The 17,321-nt window shown below is 71.8% G+C and carries 15 protein-coding genes; 9 read left to right on the top strand and 6 right to left on the bottom strand.

All coding sequences use genetic code 11. The features are described from left to right. Positions 1-33 precede the first annotated feature (33 nt). Positions 34-816 (top strand): CBS domain-containing protein, encoded by a 783-nt coding sequence (locus ACZ432_RS13505; RefSeq protein WP_426961913.1) that lies wholly within the window; start codon positions 34-36, stop codon positions 814-816. Between the two features lie 75 nt (positions 817-891). Here ACZ432_RS13505 and ACZ432_RS13500 read toward each other — a convergent pair whose 3' ends face one another. Continuing rightward, a complete protein-coding gene (locus tag ACZ432_RS13500; RefSeq protein ID WP_426961914.1) occupies positions 892-1,125 on the bottom strand; it encodes a DUF7543 family protein in 234 nt (77 codons plus the stop codon). Positions 1,126-1,200: 75 nt separating this feature from the next. Then, the gene (locus ACZ432_RS13495) at positions 1,201-1,416 is read right to left on the bottom strand and encodes a hypothetical protein (RefSeq protein ID WP_426961915.1); all 216 of its coding nucleotides are present in this window, start codon (positions 1,414-1,416) and stop codon (positions 1,201-1,203) included. A gap of 176 nt (positions 1,417-1,592) precedes the next feature. On the opposite strand from ACZ432_RS13495, the gene ACZ432_RS13490 reads away from it, so the two are divergent. The 4 genes from ACZ432_RS13490 (at position 1,593) to ACZ432_RS13475 (ending at position 9,248) form a co-directional block, all read left to right on the top strand. Continuing rightward, a complete protein-coding gene (locus ACZ432_RS13490) occupies positions 1,593-2,735 on the top strand; it encodes an aminopeptidase P family protein (protein WP_426961916.1) in 1,143 nt (380 codons plus the stop codon). 1,065 nt (positions 2,736-3,800) lie between these two features. Then, positions 3,801-6,011, top strand: coding sequence for an acetate--CoA ligase family protein (locus ACZ432_RS13485; protein ID WP_426961917.1), 2,211 nt, complete (start codon positions 3,801-3,803; stop codon positions 6,009-6,011). After that, on the top strand, positions 6,004-7,062 hold the full coding sequence (locus ACZ432_RS13480; RefSeq protein ID WP_426961918.1) for a phosphotransacetylase family protein: 1,059 nt from the start codon (positions 6,004-6,006) through the stop codon (positions 7,060-7,062). The genes ACZ432_RS13485 and ACZ432_RS13480 overlap by 8 nt, the downstream gene beginning before the upstream one ends. Before the next feature lie 80 nt (positions 7,063-7,142). Then, positions 7,143-9,248, top strand: a complete 2,106-nt coding sequence (locus ACZ432_RS13475) for a bacterio-opsin activator domain-containing protein (RefSeq protein ID WP_426961919.1) — start codon at positions 7,143-7,145, stop codon at positions 9,246-9,248. A 113-nt stretch (positions 9,249-9,361) separates the two neighbouring features. Here ACZ432_RS13475 and ACZ432_RS13470 read toward each other — a convergent pair whose 3' ends face one another. The 4 genes from ACZ432_RS13470 to ACZ432_RS13455 all read right to left on the bottom strand — a co-directional run bounded on the left by ACZ432_RS13470 (position 9,362) and on the right by ACZ432_RS13455 (position 12,276). After that, entirely contained in the window at positions 9,362-10,294 is a 933-nt protein-coding gene (locus ACZ432_RS13470) for a dihydrodipicolinate synthase family protein (protein WP_426961920.1), read from the bottom strand. Positions 10,295-10,353: 59 nt separating this feature from the next. Further along, positions 10,354-10,836, bottom strand: a complete 483-nt coding sequence (locus ACZ432_RS13465) for an acyl-CoA thioesterase (RefSeq protein ID WP_426961921.1) — start codon at positions 10,834-10,836, stop codon at positions 10,354-10,356. Positions 10,837-10,885: 49 nt separating this feature from the next. Continuing rightward, a complete protein-coding gene (locus ACZ432_RS13460) occupies positions 10,886-11,404 on the bottom strand; it encodes a bifunctional nuclease family protein (RefSeq protein ID WP_426961922.1) in 519 nt (172 codons plus the stop codon). 107 nt (positions 11,405-11,511) lie between these two features. Beyond that, positions 11,512-12,276: an ArsR/SmtB family transcription factor gene (locus tag ACZ432_RS13455; protein ID WP_426961923.1), complete on the bottom strand. Its 765-nt coding sequence runs from the start codon at positions 12,274-12,276 to the stop codon at positions 11,512-11,514. A gap of 152 nt (positions 12,277-12,428) precedes the next feature. Here ACZ432_RS13455 and ACZ432_RS13450 point away from each other — a divergent pair, with 152 nt between their 5' ends. From ACZ432_RS13450 to ACZ432_RS13435, 4 genes are all read left to right on the top strand, one after another. Then, positions 12,429-14,183 (top strand): TraB/GumN family protein, encoded by a 1,755-nt coding sequence (locus tag ACZ432_RS13450; protein WP_426961924.1) that lies wholly within the window; start codon positions 12,429-12,431, stop codon positions 14,181-14,183. Further along, complete coding sequence (locus ACZ432_RS13445; protein ID WP_426961925.1) at positions 14,180-14,845, top strand: zinc metalloprotease; 666 nt, start codon at positions 14,180-14,182, stop codon at positions 14,843-14,845. The genes ACZ432_RS13450 and ACZ432_RS13445 overlap by 4 nt, the downstream gene beginning before the upstream one ends. A gap of 118 nt (positions 14,846-14,963) precedes the next feature. Continuing rightward, complete coding sequence (purM, locus tag ACZ432_RS13440) at positions 14,964-15,947, top strand: phosphoribosylformylglycinamidine cyclo-ligase (RefSeq protein WP_426961926.1); 984 nt, start codon at positions 14,964-14,966, stop codon at positions 15,945-15,947. 221 nt (positions 15,948-16,168) lie between these two features. Beyond that, positions 16,169-17,320 (top strand): DUF7547 family protein, encoded by a 1,152-nt coding sequence (locus ACZ432_RS13435; protein ID WP_464378856.1) that lies wholly within the window; start codon positions 16,169-16,171, stop codon positions 17,318-17,320. The last annotated feature ends 1 nt before the right edge of the window (position 17,321 follow it).

Here is a 17,321-nt window from a genome sequence, read left to right as displayed (position 1 = left end):
CCTTTTTACGCAGCCGTGGCGTACGGGTCGCTTATGAGCGGCAAGCCGACCGTCAGCGAGTACATGACGCGGGACGTGCAGACGGTCGCGCCGGACGACACCGTGGCCACGGTCTCCGAGCGGATCGTCGACAGCGACGGCCACAACGGCTTCCCCGTCACGGAAGGGCGGCAGGTGGAGGGGTTCGTCAGCGCCCGCGACCTGCTGTTGGCCGACCCGGACGCGCAGATCTTCACCGTGATGAGCGACGACCTCGTGGTCGCGCATCCGGCGATGGCGGTGACGGACGCGGCGCGCGTCATCCTGCGGTCGGGTATCCAGAAGCTCCCGGTCGTCGACGACGCGGGCAACCTCGTGGGGATCATCTCGAACACGGACGTGATCCGGTCGCAGATCGAGCGCGCGACGCCCGGGAAGGTCGGCAAGCTGATGCGGACGCTCGAGCAGATCCACGACGTCTCCCTCGACCAGAACCGGCGGACCGTCCGCCTGTCCGCGCTCACGCCGACGCAGGGACGCGTCTACGCCGACGAGCTTGAGGGGCGGCAGTACGAGCTCGAGCGGGGGCTCGCGGAGCCGCTGGTCGTCATCGACAACGGCGGCACGCTCTACCTCGCGGACGGCCACCACCGCGTGATGGCGGCCGCGGAACTGGACATCGAGGAGATGGACGCGTACGTTATCGTCCTCGACGACCCGGTCGACCTCGGCATGGCCAAAACCGCCGAGAAGGAGGGGCTCGACGACCTATCGGACGTGGAGATCGTCGACTACGCACGCCATCCGCTCGTCGAGCGAACGGAGCGGTTGCAGTAGTTCGCGACCGTCGCCGGCGCTCACACCGACGACGACTTCGAGAGCGCCGCCGGTCACGCTCGGGAGCGTCGCCGGTCACGCCGGGTCGGCGAACGCCTCGCGCCACTCCTCGGCGAGATCCGCGGCGTCGTCCTCGTCGGCCACCGACTCCCGGCGGTAGTCGGGACCGTCAGCCGCCTGTTCGAGCACGTCGATCCGGACGACCCATCCGCTCGCTCCGCCCTTCTCGCGGACCCGTACCGTCGCGAGCCCGTCGCCTCGTTCCCACTCGGTCACGCCGTCCCGGTCGCGGCTGACGCTCCAGTCCATGTCCGGCGGTCCGCCCGCGGGCGAGTAAAAGGGCGCGGTCCGCCGTCGGAGGCGCCGACGGCCTCGGCGTTCCGATCAGCGTGTCTCGCCCCACTCGAAGGCGCCGTCGGCGGTCGGAAGCCCCGCGTCACGGTCGTCACTCGACGGTGTCCGCACCGGTGCCGAGGCTGGCGCGGTCGAGCGACCGCAGACGGGACAGACCGCGTAGCCGAGCGCGTCGTACTCGACCCGCTCCGTGCTGGCGCGCGTTCCGCAGGCGAGACAGTCGAACGCCGGCGCGTCGGTGCTCATGGACGTGACAACGTGCGCCACTCACTTGGGTAATGACTGCCTACCGGTCACGAACCGGGGATTCACGGCCGGTTCGATGGTTCGAAACCGCCGCTCTACCGTCCGGCAGCGTCCAGAACCCTCCGGCGCCGCACCGTACCGTCGGAGCTAAGCGCCGGCCGCCACAGCGACGACCCATGAGCGAGACGGACGCGGACGACCACGGGACCGAGGCGGAACTCCGACGCCGACGCGTCGAGGGGACGCAGCGCGCGCTTCGGGCGGGCGCGGGCGACGCGCTGGTGCTCTTCCCGAGTCGGAACCTCCAGTACCTCACCGGCTTCGCGGAGTCGCCGGACGAGCGCCATCTGCTCTTCCTGGTGCCCGCCGACGGCGACGCGGCGTTTTTCGCTCCCGATCTCTACGAGACGCAACTGCGCGAGGAGACCGCGGTCGCGGAGATCCGCACGTGGAGCGACGGGGAGGACCCGGTCGCGGGCGTCCGCGACCTGCTCGCGGACTGTGGCGTTCGGGGCGGCCACCTGCTCGTCGACGACACGATGTGGGCGACGTTCACGCAGGACCTCCGCGCGGCGGCGCCCGCGGCGTCGTTCGGCCTCGCCAGCGAGGTGCTCTCGGAGCTGCGGGTCCGGAAGGACGCGGCCGAGCTGGACGCCATGCGCCGCGCGGCCGCGGTCGCGGACGCCGTCGTCGGCGACCTTCGGGACCTCGGCCCGGACGCGGTCGGGATGACGGAGGCGGAGCTTTCGGCGTTCATCGAGGACCGGCTCACCGAGCGGGGCGGGAGCGGCACCTCCTTCGAGACGATCGTCGGCTCGGGACCGAACGGCGCCAAGCCGCACCACGGCCACGGCGACCGCGAGATCCGCGCCGGCGAGCCGATCGTCCTCGACTTCGGTACGCGCGTCGACGGCTACCCCTCCGACCAGACCCGGACGCTCGTCTTCGACGGCGAGCCCCCGGCGAGATACCGCGAGGTCCACGAGGTCGTTCGCGAGGCCCAGCAGGCCGGCGTCGCGGCCGTCGGCCCGGGCGTCCCCGCCGAGGCGGTCGACGCGGCTGCCCGCGAGGTCATCGAGGCAGCGGGCTACGGCGATGCGTTCGTCCACCGAACCGGCCACGGCGTCGGCCTCGACGTTCACGAGGAACCGTACGCGGTGGCCGGCAACGAGCGCGAGCTGGAGCCCGGGATGGTGCTCTCCGTCGAGCCCGGGATCTACCTGCCCGACGAGTTTGGCGTCCGCATCGAGGACCTGGTCGTCGTGACCGAGGACGGGTGCGAGCGTTTGAACGACACCGACCGCGACTGGCGGTGCTGATCGCGATGGATGCGGTTGGACGGTCGAGACAACCCTCGCTACTACTGATCTGGATCTGTCTCCGCTGTTCCTGCTGATCTGGACAGTAACGCCCAGAAAGCCCCAGCCGGCTCGACCGGCCGCGACACGCGCTGCGCTCCTCGCTCCCCGCACAGCTCGCTGCGGTGCTTACGGTGCCGGGGCCGGATCGAGCCGGCTGCCCCTTTCAGTCCCACCGCGACCGCACCGCACAGCAGCCTCACGCCTCCCCAGCCTCGGCCACGGGCCGGGCGCAGAACCGCAACGCACCGCAGTGCGCCCGGCCCGCGGCCTCCACCGAAAATCGGAGATTTTCGAGCAGCCAGCGTGCAGTAGCGCGCTGGCGACCTCGCGCGGTCGCGGCGGCGCGCGCCGACCGCACACCCCCGCCACAGCACTGCGACCGCACCGCCGGTGGATGAACGTTTTTTGCGGCTCCCGAAGAACTCCCGCCGTGAGTGCAGCCCAACTTCGCCGGTTGCGGCGCGTCGCTTCGCCGGCTGTCCTACACTTGGCGCGCGCGACTTGACGCGCGCGAGGGAAGCCCGACCGCGGCCGGAGCACCGCGGAGGCCGCGGTCGGCTGAGGCTGGGGAGGCGTGAGGCCACGCTCAAGGCGACAGCCGGTGTGGCAAATCACCGAGCAACCGGCTACGACGACCAACTCCACGAGCTAGGCCCTGGCGGACTGAAAGGGCGAGGCCGGCCGCGGTCGAGGGCTTTCTGGGTGTTGGCACCAAGCACAGCAGGATGCTCGACTGATCCGGAAAAAGCGTAGAGCGAGCGGTCGAGGGACTTCTGACTGGTGACGGCAAGCACAGCAGGTCGCTTGCAGACAGAAAACCCGACGCTGTGCAGTCGATCGAGGTCTCCGTCGTGCACTCACACTGAGCGGAACGAGACACCGCCCACCTCGGACCACGCCGCCTCTGGAGTATCGATCCACATCTCCACCCTAACCTCGCATTAATACTGATCGATCGTGGGTGTATCAGCGATAGATCTCCGTGACACCGGGTTTAAACCGCCGCCCGACGAACGTCGACCGATGGGAACGCTCACAGACCTGTTCACGCCCGACCGGGTGGCGGTGGTGGGCGCGACCCCCCGAGAGGGGTCGATCGGTCGCGCGATCACCGAGAACCTGCTCGCCGACTTCGACGGCGAGACGGTCCCGGTCAACCCGAACTACGACGCGGTGCTGGGCGAACCGTGCGTGCCCGAGGTGGCCGACGCCGACGCGGACCTGGCCGTGGTCGTCGTCCCGCCGACGATCGTCCTCGACGCGGTGGAGGCCTGCGGCGAGGCCGGCGTGACGGACGTGGTCGTCATCACCGCCGGCTTCGGCGAGACCGGCGGCGAGGGAGCCGCCCGCGAGAGCCGACTCGCGGAGTTGGCCGACGAGTACGACCTCAACGTCGTCGGGCCGAACTCGCTGGGGGTCATGTCCACGCCGTCGGGAATGAACGCCACCTTCGGACCGGAGAACGCCCTCCCCGGCGGCCTCTCCTTCATGAGCCAGTCGGGCGCGTTCATCACCGCGGTGCTGGACTGGGCCAACGACCAGGGGATCGGCTTCAAGGACGTGGTCTCGCTGGGCAACAAGGCGGTCCTCGACGAGACGGACTTCGTCGAGCACTGGGGCGACGACGAGGAGACGGACGTGATCATCGGCTACCTCGAGGGGATCGAGGACGGCCGCGCGTTCATCGACGCCGCGCGCGAGGCGACCGCGGACACGCCGGTCGTGCTGGTCAAGTCCGGCCGGACGAGCGCGGGCGCGCAGGCCGCCTCCTCGCACACCGGGACGCTCGCGGGCTCCGAGAAGGCCTACGAGGCCGGCCTCGACCAGGCGGGCGTCCTCCGCGCGGAGTCGACCGAGGAACTGTTCGACGCCGCCGGGATCCTCGGCAGCCAGCCGCTGCCCGAGACCGACCGAGTCGCGGTGATCACCAACGCCGGCGGCCCCGGCGTGATGGCGACGGACGCGGTCGGCGACGCCGAGCTGGAGATGGCCTCCTTCTCCGCGAAGACGACCGAGCGCCTCCGCGAGGCGATGCCCGAGGAGGCGAACGTCCACAACCCGGTCGACGTGATCGGCGACGCGGACCTCGACCGCTTCCGCGAGGCGATCGAGATCGTCCTCGACGACGAGAACGTCGGCGCCGCGCTGGTGCTGTCCGCGCCGACCGCGGTGCTCTCCTTCGACGACCTCGCGGAGAGCCTCGCGGAGCTACAGGCCGACGCCGCGGTCCCGGTCGCGGCCTGCCTGATGGGCGGCGACCGCACCCGCGAGCCCAAACGTCGCCTCCAGGAGGTCGGCGTCCCGTGCTACTTCGACCCGGCCAGAGCGGTCCGGAGCCTCGACGCGCTCGTCCGCTACCGGGAGATCAGCGAGCGCGAGTACGCGGAGCCGACGACCTACGACGTGGACCGCGAGCGCGCGCTCTCGGTCCTCCAGCGCGTCCGGGAGCGGGACGACAACCGCCTCGGCGTCGAGGCGATGGACCTGCTGGACGCGTACGGCATCCCGACGCCCGACGGCGAGATCGTCGACTCCCCGGAGGACGCGGAGATGGTCGCCGAGGAGATCGACGGCGACGCGGTCATGAAGATCGTCTCGCCGGACATCCTCCACAAGTCCGACATCGGCGGCGTGGCGGTCGGCGTGAGCGCGGCCGACGCCGCGGAGACCTACGAGACGCTGATCACCAGAGCGCGGAACTACCAGCCGGACGCGACCATCCTCGGTGTGCAGGTCCAGGAGATGGTCGACCTCGAGGACGGCGTCGAGACCATCGTCGGGATGAACCGCGACCCGCAGTTCGGGCCCCTGCTGATGTTCGGACTCGGCGGCATCTTCGTGGAGGTGATGGAGGACACCACCTTCCGTGTCGCGCCGGTCTCGGACCGGGAAGCCCGAACGATGACCGAGGAGGTGCAGTCGGCGCCCCTGTTGCGCGGTGCTCGCGGCCGCGAGCCGGTGGACGTCGACGGCGTCGTGGAGACGATCGGTCGCCTCTCCCAGCTCGTCACCGACTTCCCGGCGATCGTTGAACTGGACGTGAACCCCCTCGTAGCGCTCCCTGCGGCCGACGCGGGCGGCGACGCGGCCGGCGACGCGAGCGCCGCCGCTGAGGGCGAACCGACCGACGGCGGTGCGGACGGAGCGACCGGTCCGGACGACGGCGACCGCGGCGTCGCCGCCGTCGACGTTAGACTTACCGTCGACCCCGCGGAACTCCCCGACAATGACTGACACGACCCTCGTCACCTCGACCGGCGACGGCACCGGCAAGACGGCCATCACGCTCGCGCTCGCTCGGCTGGCGAGCGACCGCGGCGCGACGGTCGGCTACATGAAACCGAAGGGCACCCGCCTTCAGTCGAGCGTCGGCAAGACGCTCGACCGCGACCCGATGCTCGCGCGCGAGGTGCTCGACCTCGACGCCGAGGTCCACGAGATGGAGCCGGTCGTCTACTCGCCGACGTTCGTGGAGGGCGCGGTGCGGGGTACCGAGGACCCCGGCGCGCTCCGCGACCGCGTCCGCGAATCGTTCGACGCCCTCGCGGCCGACGCGGACGCGATGTTCGTCGAGGGGGGCGGCCGGTGGACCACCGGCGGCGTCGTCGACCTCACCGACGCCGACGTGGCCGAACTGCTCGACGCGCGCGTCGTGCTCGTGACCGACTACGACGAGCCGGGGGACCTCGACGAGGTGCTGGCGGCGGCGGACGCGCTGGGCGACCGCCTCGCGGGCGTCGTGTTCAACCGCGTCGCCGACGCCGCCTTCGACGGGCTGGAGGCGGACGCCGTCCCGTTCCTCGAGGGGCGGGGCGTCCCCGTGCTGGGCGTCCTCCCCCGCGTCCGCGAACTGGCCGGCGTGACGGTCGGCGACCTCGCGGACGAGCTCGGCGCCGAGGTGCTCACCGACGCCCCGACCGACGGCTTCGTCGAGCGCTTCCTCGTCGGCGCGATGAGCGGGGAGGAGGCGCTGCGCCACTTCCGACGCGCCCGCGACGCCGCCGTGATCACGGGCGGGGACCGCGCGGACGTCCAGACCGCGGCGCTCGACGCCTCCGGCGTCCGGTGTCTGGTGCTCACCGGCGGCCAGCGACCCTCCGGTGCGGTGCTCGGCAAGGCCGCAGAGGCGGGGGTCCCCGTCCTCGCGGTCAACGCCGACACCGCGACGACCATCGGGCGTGTGGAGTCGATCGTCCGGGGCGGCCGCACTCGGGACGAACGCACCGTGGAGACGATGGCCGACCTGCTGGCGGACCACGCGAACGTCGACGAGCTGGTGGGCTGACTCTCGGATCCTCATTTTCGCGTCGTCCCGCAGACGCGGACCAGCGACTGTTATGTCGCTGGGGGAATACCTGTCGACCGATGGACACGCGGCAGACGCTGCTCGCCGTCGGCGCGAGCGAGCGCACCCGGCTAATTCACGAGGGTCTTCGGACACGACACGGGTACCGCGTCGAGTCGGTGGGCGGCCCGAGTGAAGGGCCCGGACGCCCGGAACTGTCGGGCGCTGTGGCCGCGGCCGTGTCGACCGGGACCGCGTCGACCGAGGTCGTCGGCGCTCTCGTAGCGCCCGCCGCGGGCCGGGCGGGCGTGCGCGCGGTTCGCGACCGCGCCCCCGACCTCCCGGTCGTCGCACTCCACGAGGACCCGGGCGAGGTGGGCGCGACGCTCGCGGCCGGCGCGTCGCACGCGACCCGGCTCCCGAGCGGCGGGTCCTCGGACGCGGCCGACGGCCCTCCCGCGGCCGCTCTTCGTGACGCGGCGGACGAGGTCGCAGCTGCGTTCGACGCCCTCGCCGACGCACCCGGCACCGACACGGGAGAGGCGGACACGGCCGCCGTGCCGCGGGGCGAGGGATCGACGACGGCGTTCGAGAACGGCGCGTCGACCGCGTTCGACGAGTTCCTTCCGGCGGTGGCCGACCGGCTGTCGGACCTGCTCTACGTCTACGAGCCGGACGGCACGATGCTGTCGTGGAACGACAGACTGGTCGCGGTGACGGGCTACGACCCGGACGAGATCGCCACGATGGAGCCGACGTCGTTCATCGCACCGGAGGACCGCGACCGCATCGCGACAGCGATCGGTCGGACGGTCGAGGCCGGCCGGACGCAGGCAACGGCCGATCTGCTGACCGCGGACGGCGAGCGGATCCCCTACGAGTTCACCGGGGCGGTACTGGAGACGGGCGACGACCGAACCGTGATCGCCGGGACCGGTCGGGACATCACCGAGCGGCGCCGTCGCGAGCGCGTGCTGGAACGGCAGGCCGACCGCCTCGAGACGCTCAACCACATCAACGCGGTGATCCGCGAGGTGAACGAGGCGCTCGTCCGGACCGAGACGCGCGAAGGCATCGAGACCGCAGTCTGCGAGCGACTGGCCGACGCCGAGCCGTACCGGTTCGTCTGGATCGGCGAGTTCGACCACGGCGGGAACGGCGTCGTCCCGCGCTCGCACGCCGGCGAGGGAGGGGAGTACCTCGTGGAACGAGCGGACGCGCCCTCGGAGTGGGCGACCGCCGCGGCGGCCATGCGCGACGGCGAGGTGAAGGTCGTCGATCGGATGACCGCCGACGCGGAGAACGCGGCGCGACCCGCTGAGGCCGTCGAACACGGCCACCACTCCGCCGCGGGGATCCCGCTCAGGTACCGCGGTCGCACGTACGGCGTTCTCTGCGTGTACGCACCGCGACCGGGCGCCTTCGACGACCGCGAGCGCTCCGTGCTCCGAGAGCTCGGCGAGACCATCGGGTACGCGATCAGCGCCGCGGAGCGGCGTCACGCGCTACTCACCGACGCAGTCACCGAAGTCGAGCTCGCGCTCGAGGCCCCGGGAGCGACGTACGTGGACGCCTCTGCGGCGATCGACGCCGCCGTGCGGCTGGACGGGGTCGTCGAGAGGGACGGCGGGCTCGTCGAGTTCCTCCGAGTCCCGGCCGACCGCGTCGGAGACCTCCGGTCCCACGCCGCCGAAGCGGGCGTCGCGGTCACGCCGGTTGCGGAGCGCGGCGACGAGGGCGTCGTGCGGGTCCGCGTGGACGACCGCTCACTGGCGGCCCTCGTCGCCGACTACGGCGGCACGCTCACGGGGGGGACCGCCGAGTCGGGTCGCGGGTCGGCGACCGTGGCCCTGCCGACCGGGACGAGCGCTCGGGGCCTCATCGACCGGATCGACGAGGCGTACGGCGGCCGGGTCTCACTCCGCGCCCAGCGGGAGGGCGAACCGGTCGGCGTCTCGGGGCTGCGGTTCCGGGAGGGGCTCGACGAGTCGCTGACCGCACGCCAGCGGGAGGCTGTCGAGACCTCCCATCACGCCGGCTTCTTCGAGTGGCCCCGCGTGTCGACCGCCGAGGAGGTCGCGGACCTGCTCGACATCGCGGCGCCGACGTTTCACGAGCACCTCCGGCACGCACAGCGAAAGCTCGTCGCCGCCTACCTGGAGAGCGACGGAACCCAAACATCGTAGGGTCGGCTCTTATTCGTGGTCCCCTCTACTGTGGTTCCGAGGGCGGTCGTCAGAGGCACCCTCCTCCGCGCCGGACACCGGCGTCGTCGGTGTCCACGGGTCGTTCCCGGCTCTCAGACGCCGTCGAGCGTCGACAGCGCCGCGGCGACCGTACGTCTCCCGTCGTCGTCGAGCGTCGAGAGCGGCGGCCGGACCGCGTCGTCCTCGAGGACGCCGCGATCGACGAGGGCGGCCTTCGTCGCGGGCGCGAACCCCCCGTCGAGGCAGGCGTCGAACAGCGTGCCGACGGCCTCGTGGAGGGCGACGGCCCTGTCTCCGTCCGCGTTCTCCGCGGGCGCCTCCGGGGCGGTCGCGGCCGCGTAGAGGTCGGCGAACGCCTCCGGAGCCACGTTCGAGAGTGCGTGGACCCCGCCGTCAGCGCCGACCCGCAGCGAGGGGTACAGCAGGTTGTCGAACCCCTGCAACACCAGGAAGTCGTCGGGCGCCTCGCGCACCAGCCGGCAGAAGCTCCCGAAGTCGCCCGAGGAGTCCTTCAGCCCGACGACGTTCGGGTGCTCCGCGAGCGAGAGCGCGGTCGGAGTCGGGATCGCCGTCCCGGTACAGGACGGGATGTCGTAGAGGAACACCGGCAGCGTCGCCTCGTCGGCTACGGTTTCGAAGAACGACCGGAGGCCGTCCCCTCGGCTCGCCTCGGGTCCGCCGTTCGGCCCGTGGAAGTACGGCGGCGTGACGACGACCGCGTCCGCGCCCGCGTCGGCCGCCCGGTCGGCGTGCGCGAGCACGTCCGCGACCGCGGTGTCGGCGACGCCGGCCAGCACCGGTACGTCCGCCGGCGCGGCCGCGACCGCCGTCTCGACGACCGCCGCGCGCTCCGCGTCCGCGAGGCTGGCGAACTCCCCGGTGGTGCCGTTCGGGAAGAGGCCGGCGACGCCGCCGGCGACCGCGTGCTCGACGACCGCGGTCAGCGCGTCGTGGTCGACTGCACCGTTCGAGAAGGGAGTGACGAGCGGCGGGGTGACGCCGCGCAGTCGGTCGGTGAGTTCCATGCCCTTCGATCCGGTCACCGGCGCCCTAACGGTTTGCGTTGCGGTGAATGACGCTGCCCTCAGAGGTCGTAGCGGTCGACGACTTCCTCCAGCTGCTCGCGGCGCCCCTCGACCGCCTCCTCTCGGAGCGCCTCCTCGGCCGCCGTGGGACACTCCAGTTCCGGAACCGAGGCCGGCTCGCCTCGCTCGTCGAGCGCGACGAAGGTGAAGTAGGAGGTGGTCGTGCGCCGCTCGTCGCCGGTCCGCGGGTTCTCCGCGCGGACGTCGACTTTCACGTCGAGGCTGGTGTGTCCGGTGTTGAAGACGTACCCCTCCACGACGGCGACCTCGCCCATCTCGATGGGCGTGATGAAGTCGACATGGTCCATCGAGGCGGTGACGACTTGGCGGCTCGCGAAGCGCATTCCGGCGATCGCGCCGCAGATGTCCATCCAGTGGAGCACGGCGCCCCCCAGCGCCCGCCCGAGGTTGTTCGTGTCGTTGGGCAACAGCAGCTCCGTCATCTCCGTGTGCGAGTCGGACAGCGTCGCGGAGTCGGCCATGGGCCTCCTCGGCGCGGCCGGGGCAAGAATGTGGGCGATCGCCGCGGACTCAGCGACCGAAGGGGTCGTCGGGGTCGCTCCCGAACGAGGGACCGTCGTCCTCGTCGGAGCCGAAGCCGTCGATCTCGTCTTCCACGTCGAACCCGATCGCCTCGGGTGGACGCCCCGCCTCGTCGACGACCTCGTCGCTGACGACGATCTCGCACTCGCTCCGGACCGCGAGCGCCAGCGCGTCCGAGGGGCGCGCGTCGAAGACGAACCGCTCGGCGCGCCCGTCGTCGTAGCGCTCCACGTCGACCTTCGCGAAGAACGTCCCCTCGGAGAGGTCGTCGATCCGGACCCGGTCGACCGCGCCGCCGAACTCCGTCAACACCTCCGTCAGCAGGTCGTGGGTCAGCGGGCGGTCGAACGGTTCCCCGCGGAGCACCATGCCGATCGAGTGGGCCTGACTCGGCGTGACGAAGATGGGGAGGACCTCCTCGCGGACGGCGAGGACGACCGCCGGAACGCTGTCCCCCTCCGCGCTCTCGCCGGCGCCGATGGCGACGACCTCCGCGTCGTGGTTCATACCCTATTTTGTGACCGCAGACGGGTATAGTTACGCGTCGCGTCCCTCCCGCCCGGTTCGTCGGCGGGGGGAGCCCCGGCTACGAGGCCGGCTCAGCCCCCGGCGATCTACGACGGCCGACGCAGGTCCCGCCGGTACCAGTAGGCCCACGCGAGCGTGAACACGAGCGCGGCGCCGAGGAAGAAGACGATGCCCGGTTCAAGCAGGGAGACCGCGTGTTCGGCGGCCAGCTCCGCCCGCTCGGCCGCGCTCCCGTCGAACACCACCTCGAACGTGCCGCCGTCGCCCGCGGTCGAGGCCTCCTCGGTCATGGCGGGCGTCTCCTCGGCGGAGATCCCCGCGTCGTCTCCCCCCGATCCGGCGTCGGCCGACTCCGCGCCGCCGTCCGTCGACCGGACGTCGTAGCCTCCGGCGCCGGCCTCGCCGCCCGGGACCGTCACGGAGAGGATCGACTGAGCGGCGAGCGCCGCGAGCCCGAGGAGCCCGTAGCCGCCGAGCAGCCGCTTGAGGGCGGTCTTGAGACCGCCGGAATCCGTCGAGCGTCCCGCGAAAAGGACCAGGGGCTCGTCGGCCGGGGCGTAGACGCTCATCTCGCGGCCCTTCTCGGAGTAAACGGTGTCGACGACCTCCACGAGGTCGGCATCGCGGAGGTTGCCGAGGTGGTACTGGACGTTCTGGAGGGAGGTGTCCAGCTCGTCGGCCAGCTCGGAGGTGGTCGCGGGCTGGTCGTGGAGGGCGGTCAGGGCGTTCCGCGCGGTCTCGGAGGAGAGGGCGGCGATGAGCTCGTCGGCGTCCTCGTCCTCGACGCCCACGACGCGGGGGTCGCGGTCGCCGAGCGAGAGGTCCGGCGGGGAGGGCAACAGCCGGGACATAACCGCCTCTCGGTCGTGCACCGTAACAAATCTGTTGGACGGATGAGGGGGATTTCGGCGCGGTCGACCGCCCGACCGCCCGCTCCCGGCCGTGTCACCGGTTCGCGTCCGACTCACAACCCCTATACGCGGGGGAACAGTAGCGGACGCCAATGACCGAGACGCCGGACGACCCGGGCGCGGACGGCCCGCCTCCCGGTCCGACCACGGACGCCGCCTCCGCGAACGCGGCCGCCGCGCGAGACGGGGACGGCTCCGTCACCGTCGTCGGCACGGCACACGTCTCAGCCGACTCCGTGACCGAGGTCGAGGAGGCCATCGAGCGGGAGCGCCCCGACGTGGTCGCCGTCGAACTCGATGAGGGACGGTACAGACAGATGCAGGGCGAGACGCCGGAGGACCTCGACGCGAGCGACCTGCTCCGCGGGAACACCGTCTTCCAGTTCCTCGCCTACTGGATGCTCTCGTACGTGCAGGCCCAGCTCGGCGACCGCTTCGACATCGAGCCGGGCGCGGACATGCTGGCCGCGGTCGACACCGCGGAGTCGCTCGGGATCGACGTGGCGCTCGTCGACCGCGACATCCAGACCACGATCCAGCGCTTCTGGGCCCGGATGACGATCCCCGAGAAGCTCCGCATGATCGGGGGACTCGCGTTCGGGGTGACCGACCCCCGAATCGTCGGCGTGATGGCCGGGCTCTTCGTCGGTATCGTTCTCGGGCCCGCGATCGGCCTCTTCGGCGGCTACCTCGGCGTCACCGACGCCCTGCTGACGAGCGTTACGGCGGGAGTCGCCGCGGGCGTGCTCGCGGGAGTGCTCGTCGAGAAGGCCGGCGCGGTCGCGCTGGAACCGGACGCGCGGCTCTACGCCGGGGTCGGAACCGGGCTCGCGACCGCGGGCGCCGTCGCCCTCTCGGGCGTCCTCGACCCCTACGTCGCCGCGTCCCTCGGCGATTTCGCGATCCGCATCGTCGGGAGCCTCGGGCTGGGGCTGGCCGGCGGGCTCACCATCGGCCTCCTCGCGGCCGGCCTGATCGGACTCGTGGGAACCGGGCCGGAGCCGACCGACGCGGGCGGCATCGAGGAGCTGGAGATGTCCGACCTCACCGACACCGACGTGGTGACGATGATGATGGAGGAGTTCCGGCAGTTCTCGCCCGGCGGGGCGGAAGCGCTGATCGACGAGCGGGACGCCTTCATCGCCCACAAACTGGTCGCGCTCCGCGAGCAGGGGTTCGACGTGCTCGCCGTCGTCGGCGCGGGCCACCGGCAGGGGATCGAGGGCTACCTCGCGGACCCGGCGAGTCTCCCCCCGATGGACGACCTGGTGGGTGAAGAGACCGGTCGCGGCTTCCCGTGGGGGAAGGCGCTCGGCTACGCCATCGGCATCGCCTTCGTGACGTTCTTCGTCCTGCTGGCGATGGCCGGCGTGCAGGACGGCTTCCTGCTCCGGCTGTTCGGCGCGTGGTTCCTGATCAACGCGGTCTTCGCGTTCGGCTGCGCGAAGCTCGCCGGCGCGCGCTGGCTCTCCGCGGGCGTCGGCGGCGCCGTCGCGTGGATGACCTCGATCAACCCGCTGCTCGCACCGGGCTGGTTCGCCGGCTGGGTCGAGCTGCGACACCTCCGGGTCAACGTCGGCGACATCGGGACGCTCAACGACCTGCTCAGCGACGAGACGCGGCCGGTCACCGAGATCCTCTCGGAGATGTTCGACGTGCCGCTGTTCCGGCTGATCATGGTCGTCGCGATGACCAACGTCGGGAGCATGGTGGCGAGCTTCCTGTTCGCCGTCTACGTCCTGCCGCTGTTCGGCGCGGAACTGGGCGGCGTGGGGGCCGTCTCGCGGCTGATGGTCGAGGGGGCCAGAAACAGCGCGGACCTGATCTGGAGCGTGGTCGCGGGATGAGCGCCCGAACCGAGGGGCGCACCGTCGCTGGCCTGCGCTTCAGCGGGACCGAGATCCGGGACCTGCTGGTCGCGTGGCTCGCGCTCGGCGTCGCCTTCGCGGTGTTCTTCGAGGGCGGCGGGATCGCCGCCGTCACGGGACTGCTCTCGCCGACCGGCGCCCTGCTGTTCGTCGTCAGCCTGCTCACCGCGGGCGTCGCGTTTCTGTTCCACGAGGTGGCCCACAAGGCGGTCGCGGTCCGCTACGGACAGGTCGCGGAGTTCCGCGCCGACCGCGGGATGCTGTTCCTGGCCGTGATGTCCGCGATGATCGGCTTCATCTTCGCGGCGCCGGGAGCGGTCCACCACCGCGGCCGGCTCACTCCCGAGGAGCACGGTCACATCGCGCTCGCGGGGCCGGCCGTCAACCTCGCGCTCGGCGTCGTCTTCCTGCCGGCGTTCGCGGCCGGGCTGGCGGTCTCGTCGCCGCTGCTGGCGCTGGTCGGCGCCCGCGGCGTGGCGATCAACCTGTTCCTCGCGGCGTTCAACCTGATCCCCTACGGCCCGCTCGACGGGAAGACCGTCCTGGGGTGGAGCAAGCCCGTGTGGGCGGTCTCCTTCGCCGTCTCCGCGGCCGCGACCGTCGGGTTCCTGATGGCCGGCGGCGCGGCGTACGCGCTCTGAGACGGAGTAGCCGCTCCGATCCAAGAACGTGCCTTTTCTGTCCTCGTTTAGACGTAGACCTGTAGATATTCGTGCTGATACCGACGCGCTTTAGTCGCGCGGCGGCAGCCTCACCTGCATGAGCGAAGGCGACGAGGAGGGGCTCACGTACGCGGAGTCGGGCGTCGACATCGAGGCGAGCGAGGCCGCGACGGCCGCGCTCGTGGGCGCAGTCGGCGCCGGAGACGGGGACGGCAGCGATTACGCCGGCCTGCTGGACATCGGCGACCGCTACCTCGCGCTGGCGACCGACGGCGTCGGGACCAAACTGCTGGTCGCGGAGGCGCTCGGCGACTACTCGACGGTCGGCATCGACTGCATGGCGATGAACGTCAACGACCTCGTCGCCGCGGGCGTCCGTCCGGTAGCGTTCGTCGACTACCTCGCGGTCGAGGAGCCGGACGAGACGTTCGCGGAGCAGGTCGGCGAGGGGCTCGACCGGGCGGCGGAGCTGGCGGACGTGGAACTCGTCGGCGGCGAGACCGCGGTGATGCCCGACGTGATCCGGGGGCTCGACCTGGCCGGCGCCTGCGCGGGGCTAGCCGCGAAGGACGGCGTCTTCGACGGCGCGGCGGAGCCGGGCGACGCGCTCGTCGGCTGGCGCTCCTCCGGAGTCCACTCGAACGGCCTCACGCTCGCCCGCGAGGCCGTAACGCGCGACCACGGCTACGACGACCCGTGTCCCTTCGACGGCTACGACACGCTGGGCGAGGCGCTGCTGGAGCCGACGCGGATCTACACCGACCTCCTGACCCCGATGCGCGAGCACGGCGTCCGCGGCGCCGCGCACGTCACCGGCGGCGGCTGGACGAACCTGGAGCGGCTCGGCGACCACCGATACGTCGTCGAGGATCCCTTCGACGTACAGCCGGTCTTCGAGTTCGTCCAGTCCGAGGGGAACGTCTCCGACGAGGAGATGCACCGGACGTTCAACATGGGCACCGGCTTCGTGGCGGCGCTGGACCCCGAGGCCGCGGCGGCGCTGGCCGAGGCGACGGACGGCCGCGTGATCGGCCGCGTCGAGGACGGCGAGGGCGTGGCGATCCGCGGGCTGGAGCTATAACCCGGCCGACGCACGCGGAGCCGCAGCTGGCGGTGTGGAGGGCGAACAGGCGGCGCGTGTCCCGGTCGCTCGCGTCGGCGCGCCGCGCTCCAGCCGTGACCGACGCGGGCCGTTCTCAGACCACGCTCCGTCTGGTGCGCTCCCGTATTTAGGCGTCCGGGCGGCGCCGTCGAAGCGACTCGCCGGGAGGGCTTTCACCCCGGCGTTCCAACCGTCAGGTCATGAGCCCCCGCGACGACGCCGACGGTCCGCAGGACGCCAGCGACGATTCCGACCGACAGCCCACGGAGGCGGAGTTGGCGGCGCGCCTCGACGAGTTGGAGGCGACGCTCCGCGACCTCCGGGCGGAACTCCGGGACGGTGCAGCGAGCGAGAGACGGACGCGCGACCGACGCGACCGCGGCCGACGCGGCCCGCCCACCACAAGCCCCCTCCCACGCCCCCCGAAGCCGCCGGGACTGCCGCGACCGCCCCGGCTCTCCGAGCTCCTGCGGTTCACCGAGCAGTACACCATCCCGACGCTGATCGCGACCCTGGAGACGACGATCAAGTCGCTGGAACTGCTTCGGGCGACGCTCAGACTGGTCGACCCCGAGCGCGACCTCCGCGAGTCGGGGGACGACGCGCGCTCGAGCGGCGGCGTGCTCGGACGAGCGGCCACGGACGCGACGCGCGAGGGGCTCGCGGGCGTGCGCTCGGAGGCCGAGCGCGGGCTGGCCCGGTCGCTCACCGAGCTCCGGCGCGCGCTCGACGACGCCGACCTTCCGGAAGACGCCGCCTCGCGGTCGATCCTGGAGGACGCGCGGGACCTCTCCGCCGAGATAGAGGCCCGCATCGGAGAGGAGCGCGAGCGGCGCGCCGACCGCGACGGCGAGCGCCGTCGGAGGGGATCCTCTGCACCCGGCGACGAGTCCCGTGGCGACACCGGCCCGGTGAGCATCGACGTCCGAGAACCCGACGAGGCGGCTGGCGGCGGGGAGAGCGACGGCGACGGCGATACGGACGCGGATGGGGACGAAACCGAGGACGACGAGGACCAGCCGACGGTCGACGTGGAGTCGGAACTCGACTCGATCAAGCGGGAACTCGACCGGCGGAAGCGCGGCCGGGAGGCCGACGGGAGGAACGGCGGCGACAGCGACGGCGGTGACAGAAAAGCCGACAGCGGCGGCGGTGACAGAAAAGCCGACAGCGACGAGAGCGTCAGAAAAGCCGACAGCGGCGGCGGTGACAGAAAAGCCGACAGCGACGAGAGCGTCAGAAAAGCCGACAGCGGCGGCGGTGACAGAAAAGCCGACAGCGACGAGAGCGTCAGAAAAGCCGACAGCGACGAAACGGACTCCGACGAGGCGGACTCCGACGCGGACGCCTGAC

The organism is Haloparvum alkalitolerans (assembly GCF_055381565.1).
Note: the sequence above shows the minus strand (reverse complement) of the source record. Positions and strands in the feature narration are given on the sequence as shown.

Excerpts from the sequence above, each read along its gene's own strand:
- ACZ432_RS13505 (WP_426961913.1), top strand. The coding sequence starts at position 34 with ATGAGCGGCAAGCCGACCGTCAGCGAGTACATGACGCGGGACGTGCAG.
- ACZ432_RS13500 (WP_426961914.1), bottom strand. The coding sequence starts at position 1,125 with ATGGACTGGAGCGTCAGCCGCGACCGGGACGGCGTGACCGAGTGGGAA.
- ACZ432_RS13495 (WP_426961915.1), bottom strand. The coding sequence starts at position 1,416 with ATGAGCACCGACGCGCCGGCGTTCGACTGTCTCGCCTGCGGAACGCGC.
- ACZ432_RS13490 (WP_426961916.1), top strand. The coding sequence starts at position 1,593 with ATGAGCGAGACGGACGCGGACGACCACGGGACCGAGGCGGAACTCCGA.
- ACZ432_RS13485 (WP_426961917.1), top strand. The coding sequence starts at position 3,801 with ATGGGAACGCTCACAGACCTGTTCACGCCCGACCGGGTGGCGGTGGTG.
- ACZ432_RS13480 (WP_426961918.1), top strand. The coding sequence starts at position 6,004 with ATGACTGACACGACCCTCGTCACCTCGACCGGCGACGGCACCGGCAAG.
- ACZ432_RS13475 (WP_426961919.1), top strand. The coding sequence starts at position 7,143 with ATGGACACGCGGCAGACGCTGCTCGCCGTCGGCGCGAGCGAGCGCACC.
- ACZ432_RS13470 (WP_426961920.1), bottom strand. The coding sequence starts at position 10,294 with ATGGAACTCACCGACCGACTGCGCGGCGTCACCCCGCCGCTCGTCACT.
- ACZ432_RS13465 (WP_426961921.1), bottom strand. The coding sequence starts at position 10,836 with ATGGCCGACTCCGCGACGCTGTCCGACTCGCACACGGAGATGACGGAG.
- ACZ432_RS13460 (WP_426961922.1), bottom strand. The coding sequence starts at position 11,404 with ATGAACCACGACGCGGAGGTCGTCGCCATCGGCGCCGGCGAGAGCGCG.
- ACZ432_RS13455 (WP_426961923.1), bottom strand. The coding sequence starts at position 12,276 with ATGTCCCGGCTGTTGCCCTCCCCGCCGGACCTCTCGCTCGGCGACCGC.
- ACZ432_RS13450 (WP_426961924.1), top strand. The coding sequence starts at position 12,429 with ATGACCGAGACGCCGGACGACCCGGGCGCGGACGGCCCGCCTCCCGGT.
- ACZ432_RS13445 (WP_426961925.1), top strand. The coding sequence starts at position 14,180 with ATGAGCGCCCGAACCGAGGGGCGCACCGTCGCTGGCCTGCGCTTCAGC.
- purM (WP_426961926.1), top strand. The coding sequence starts at position 14,964 with ATGAGCGAAGGCGACGAGGAGGGGCTCACGTACGCGGAGTCGGGCGTC.
- ACZ432_RS13435 (WP_464378856.1), top strand. The coding sequence starts at position 16,169 with ATGAGCCCCCGCGACGACGCCGACGGTCCGCAGGACGCCAGCGACGAT.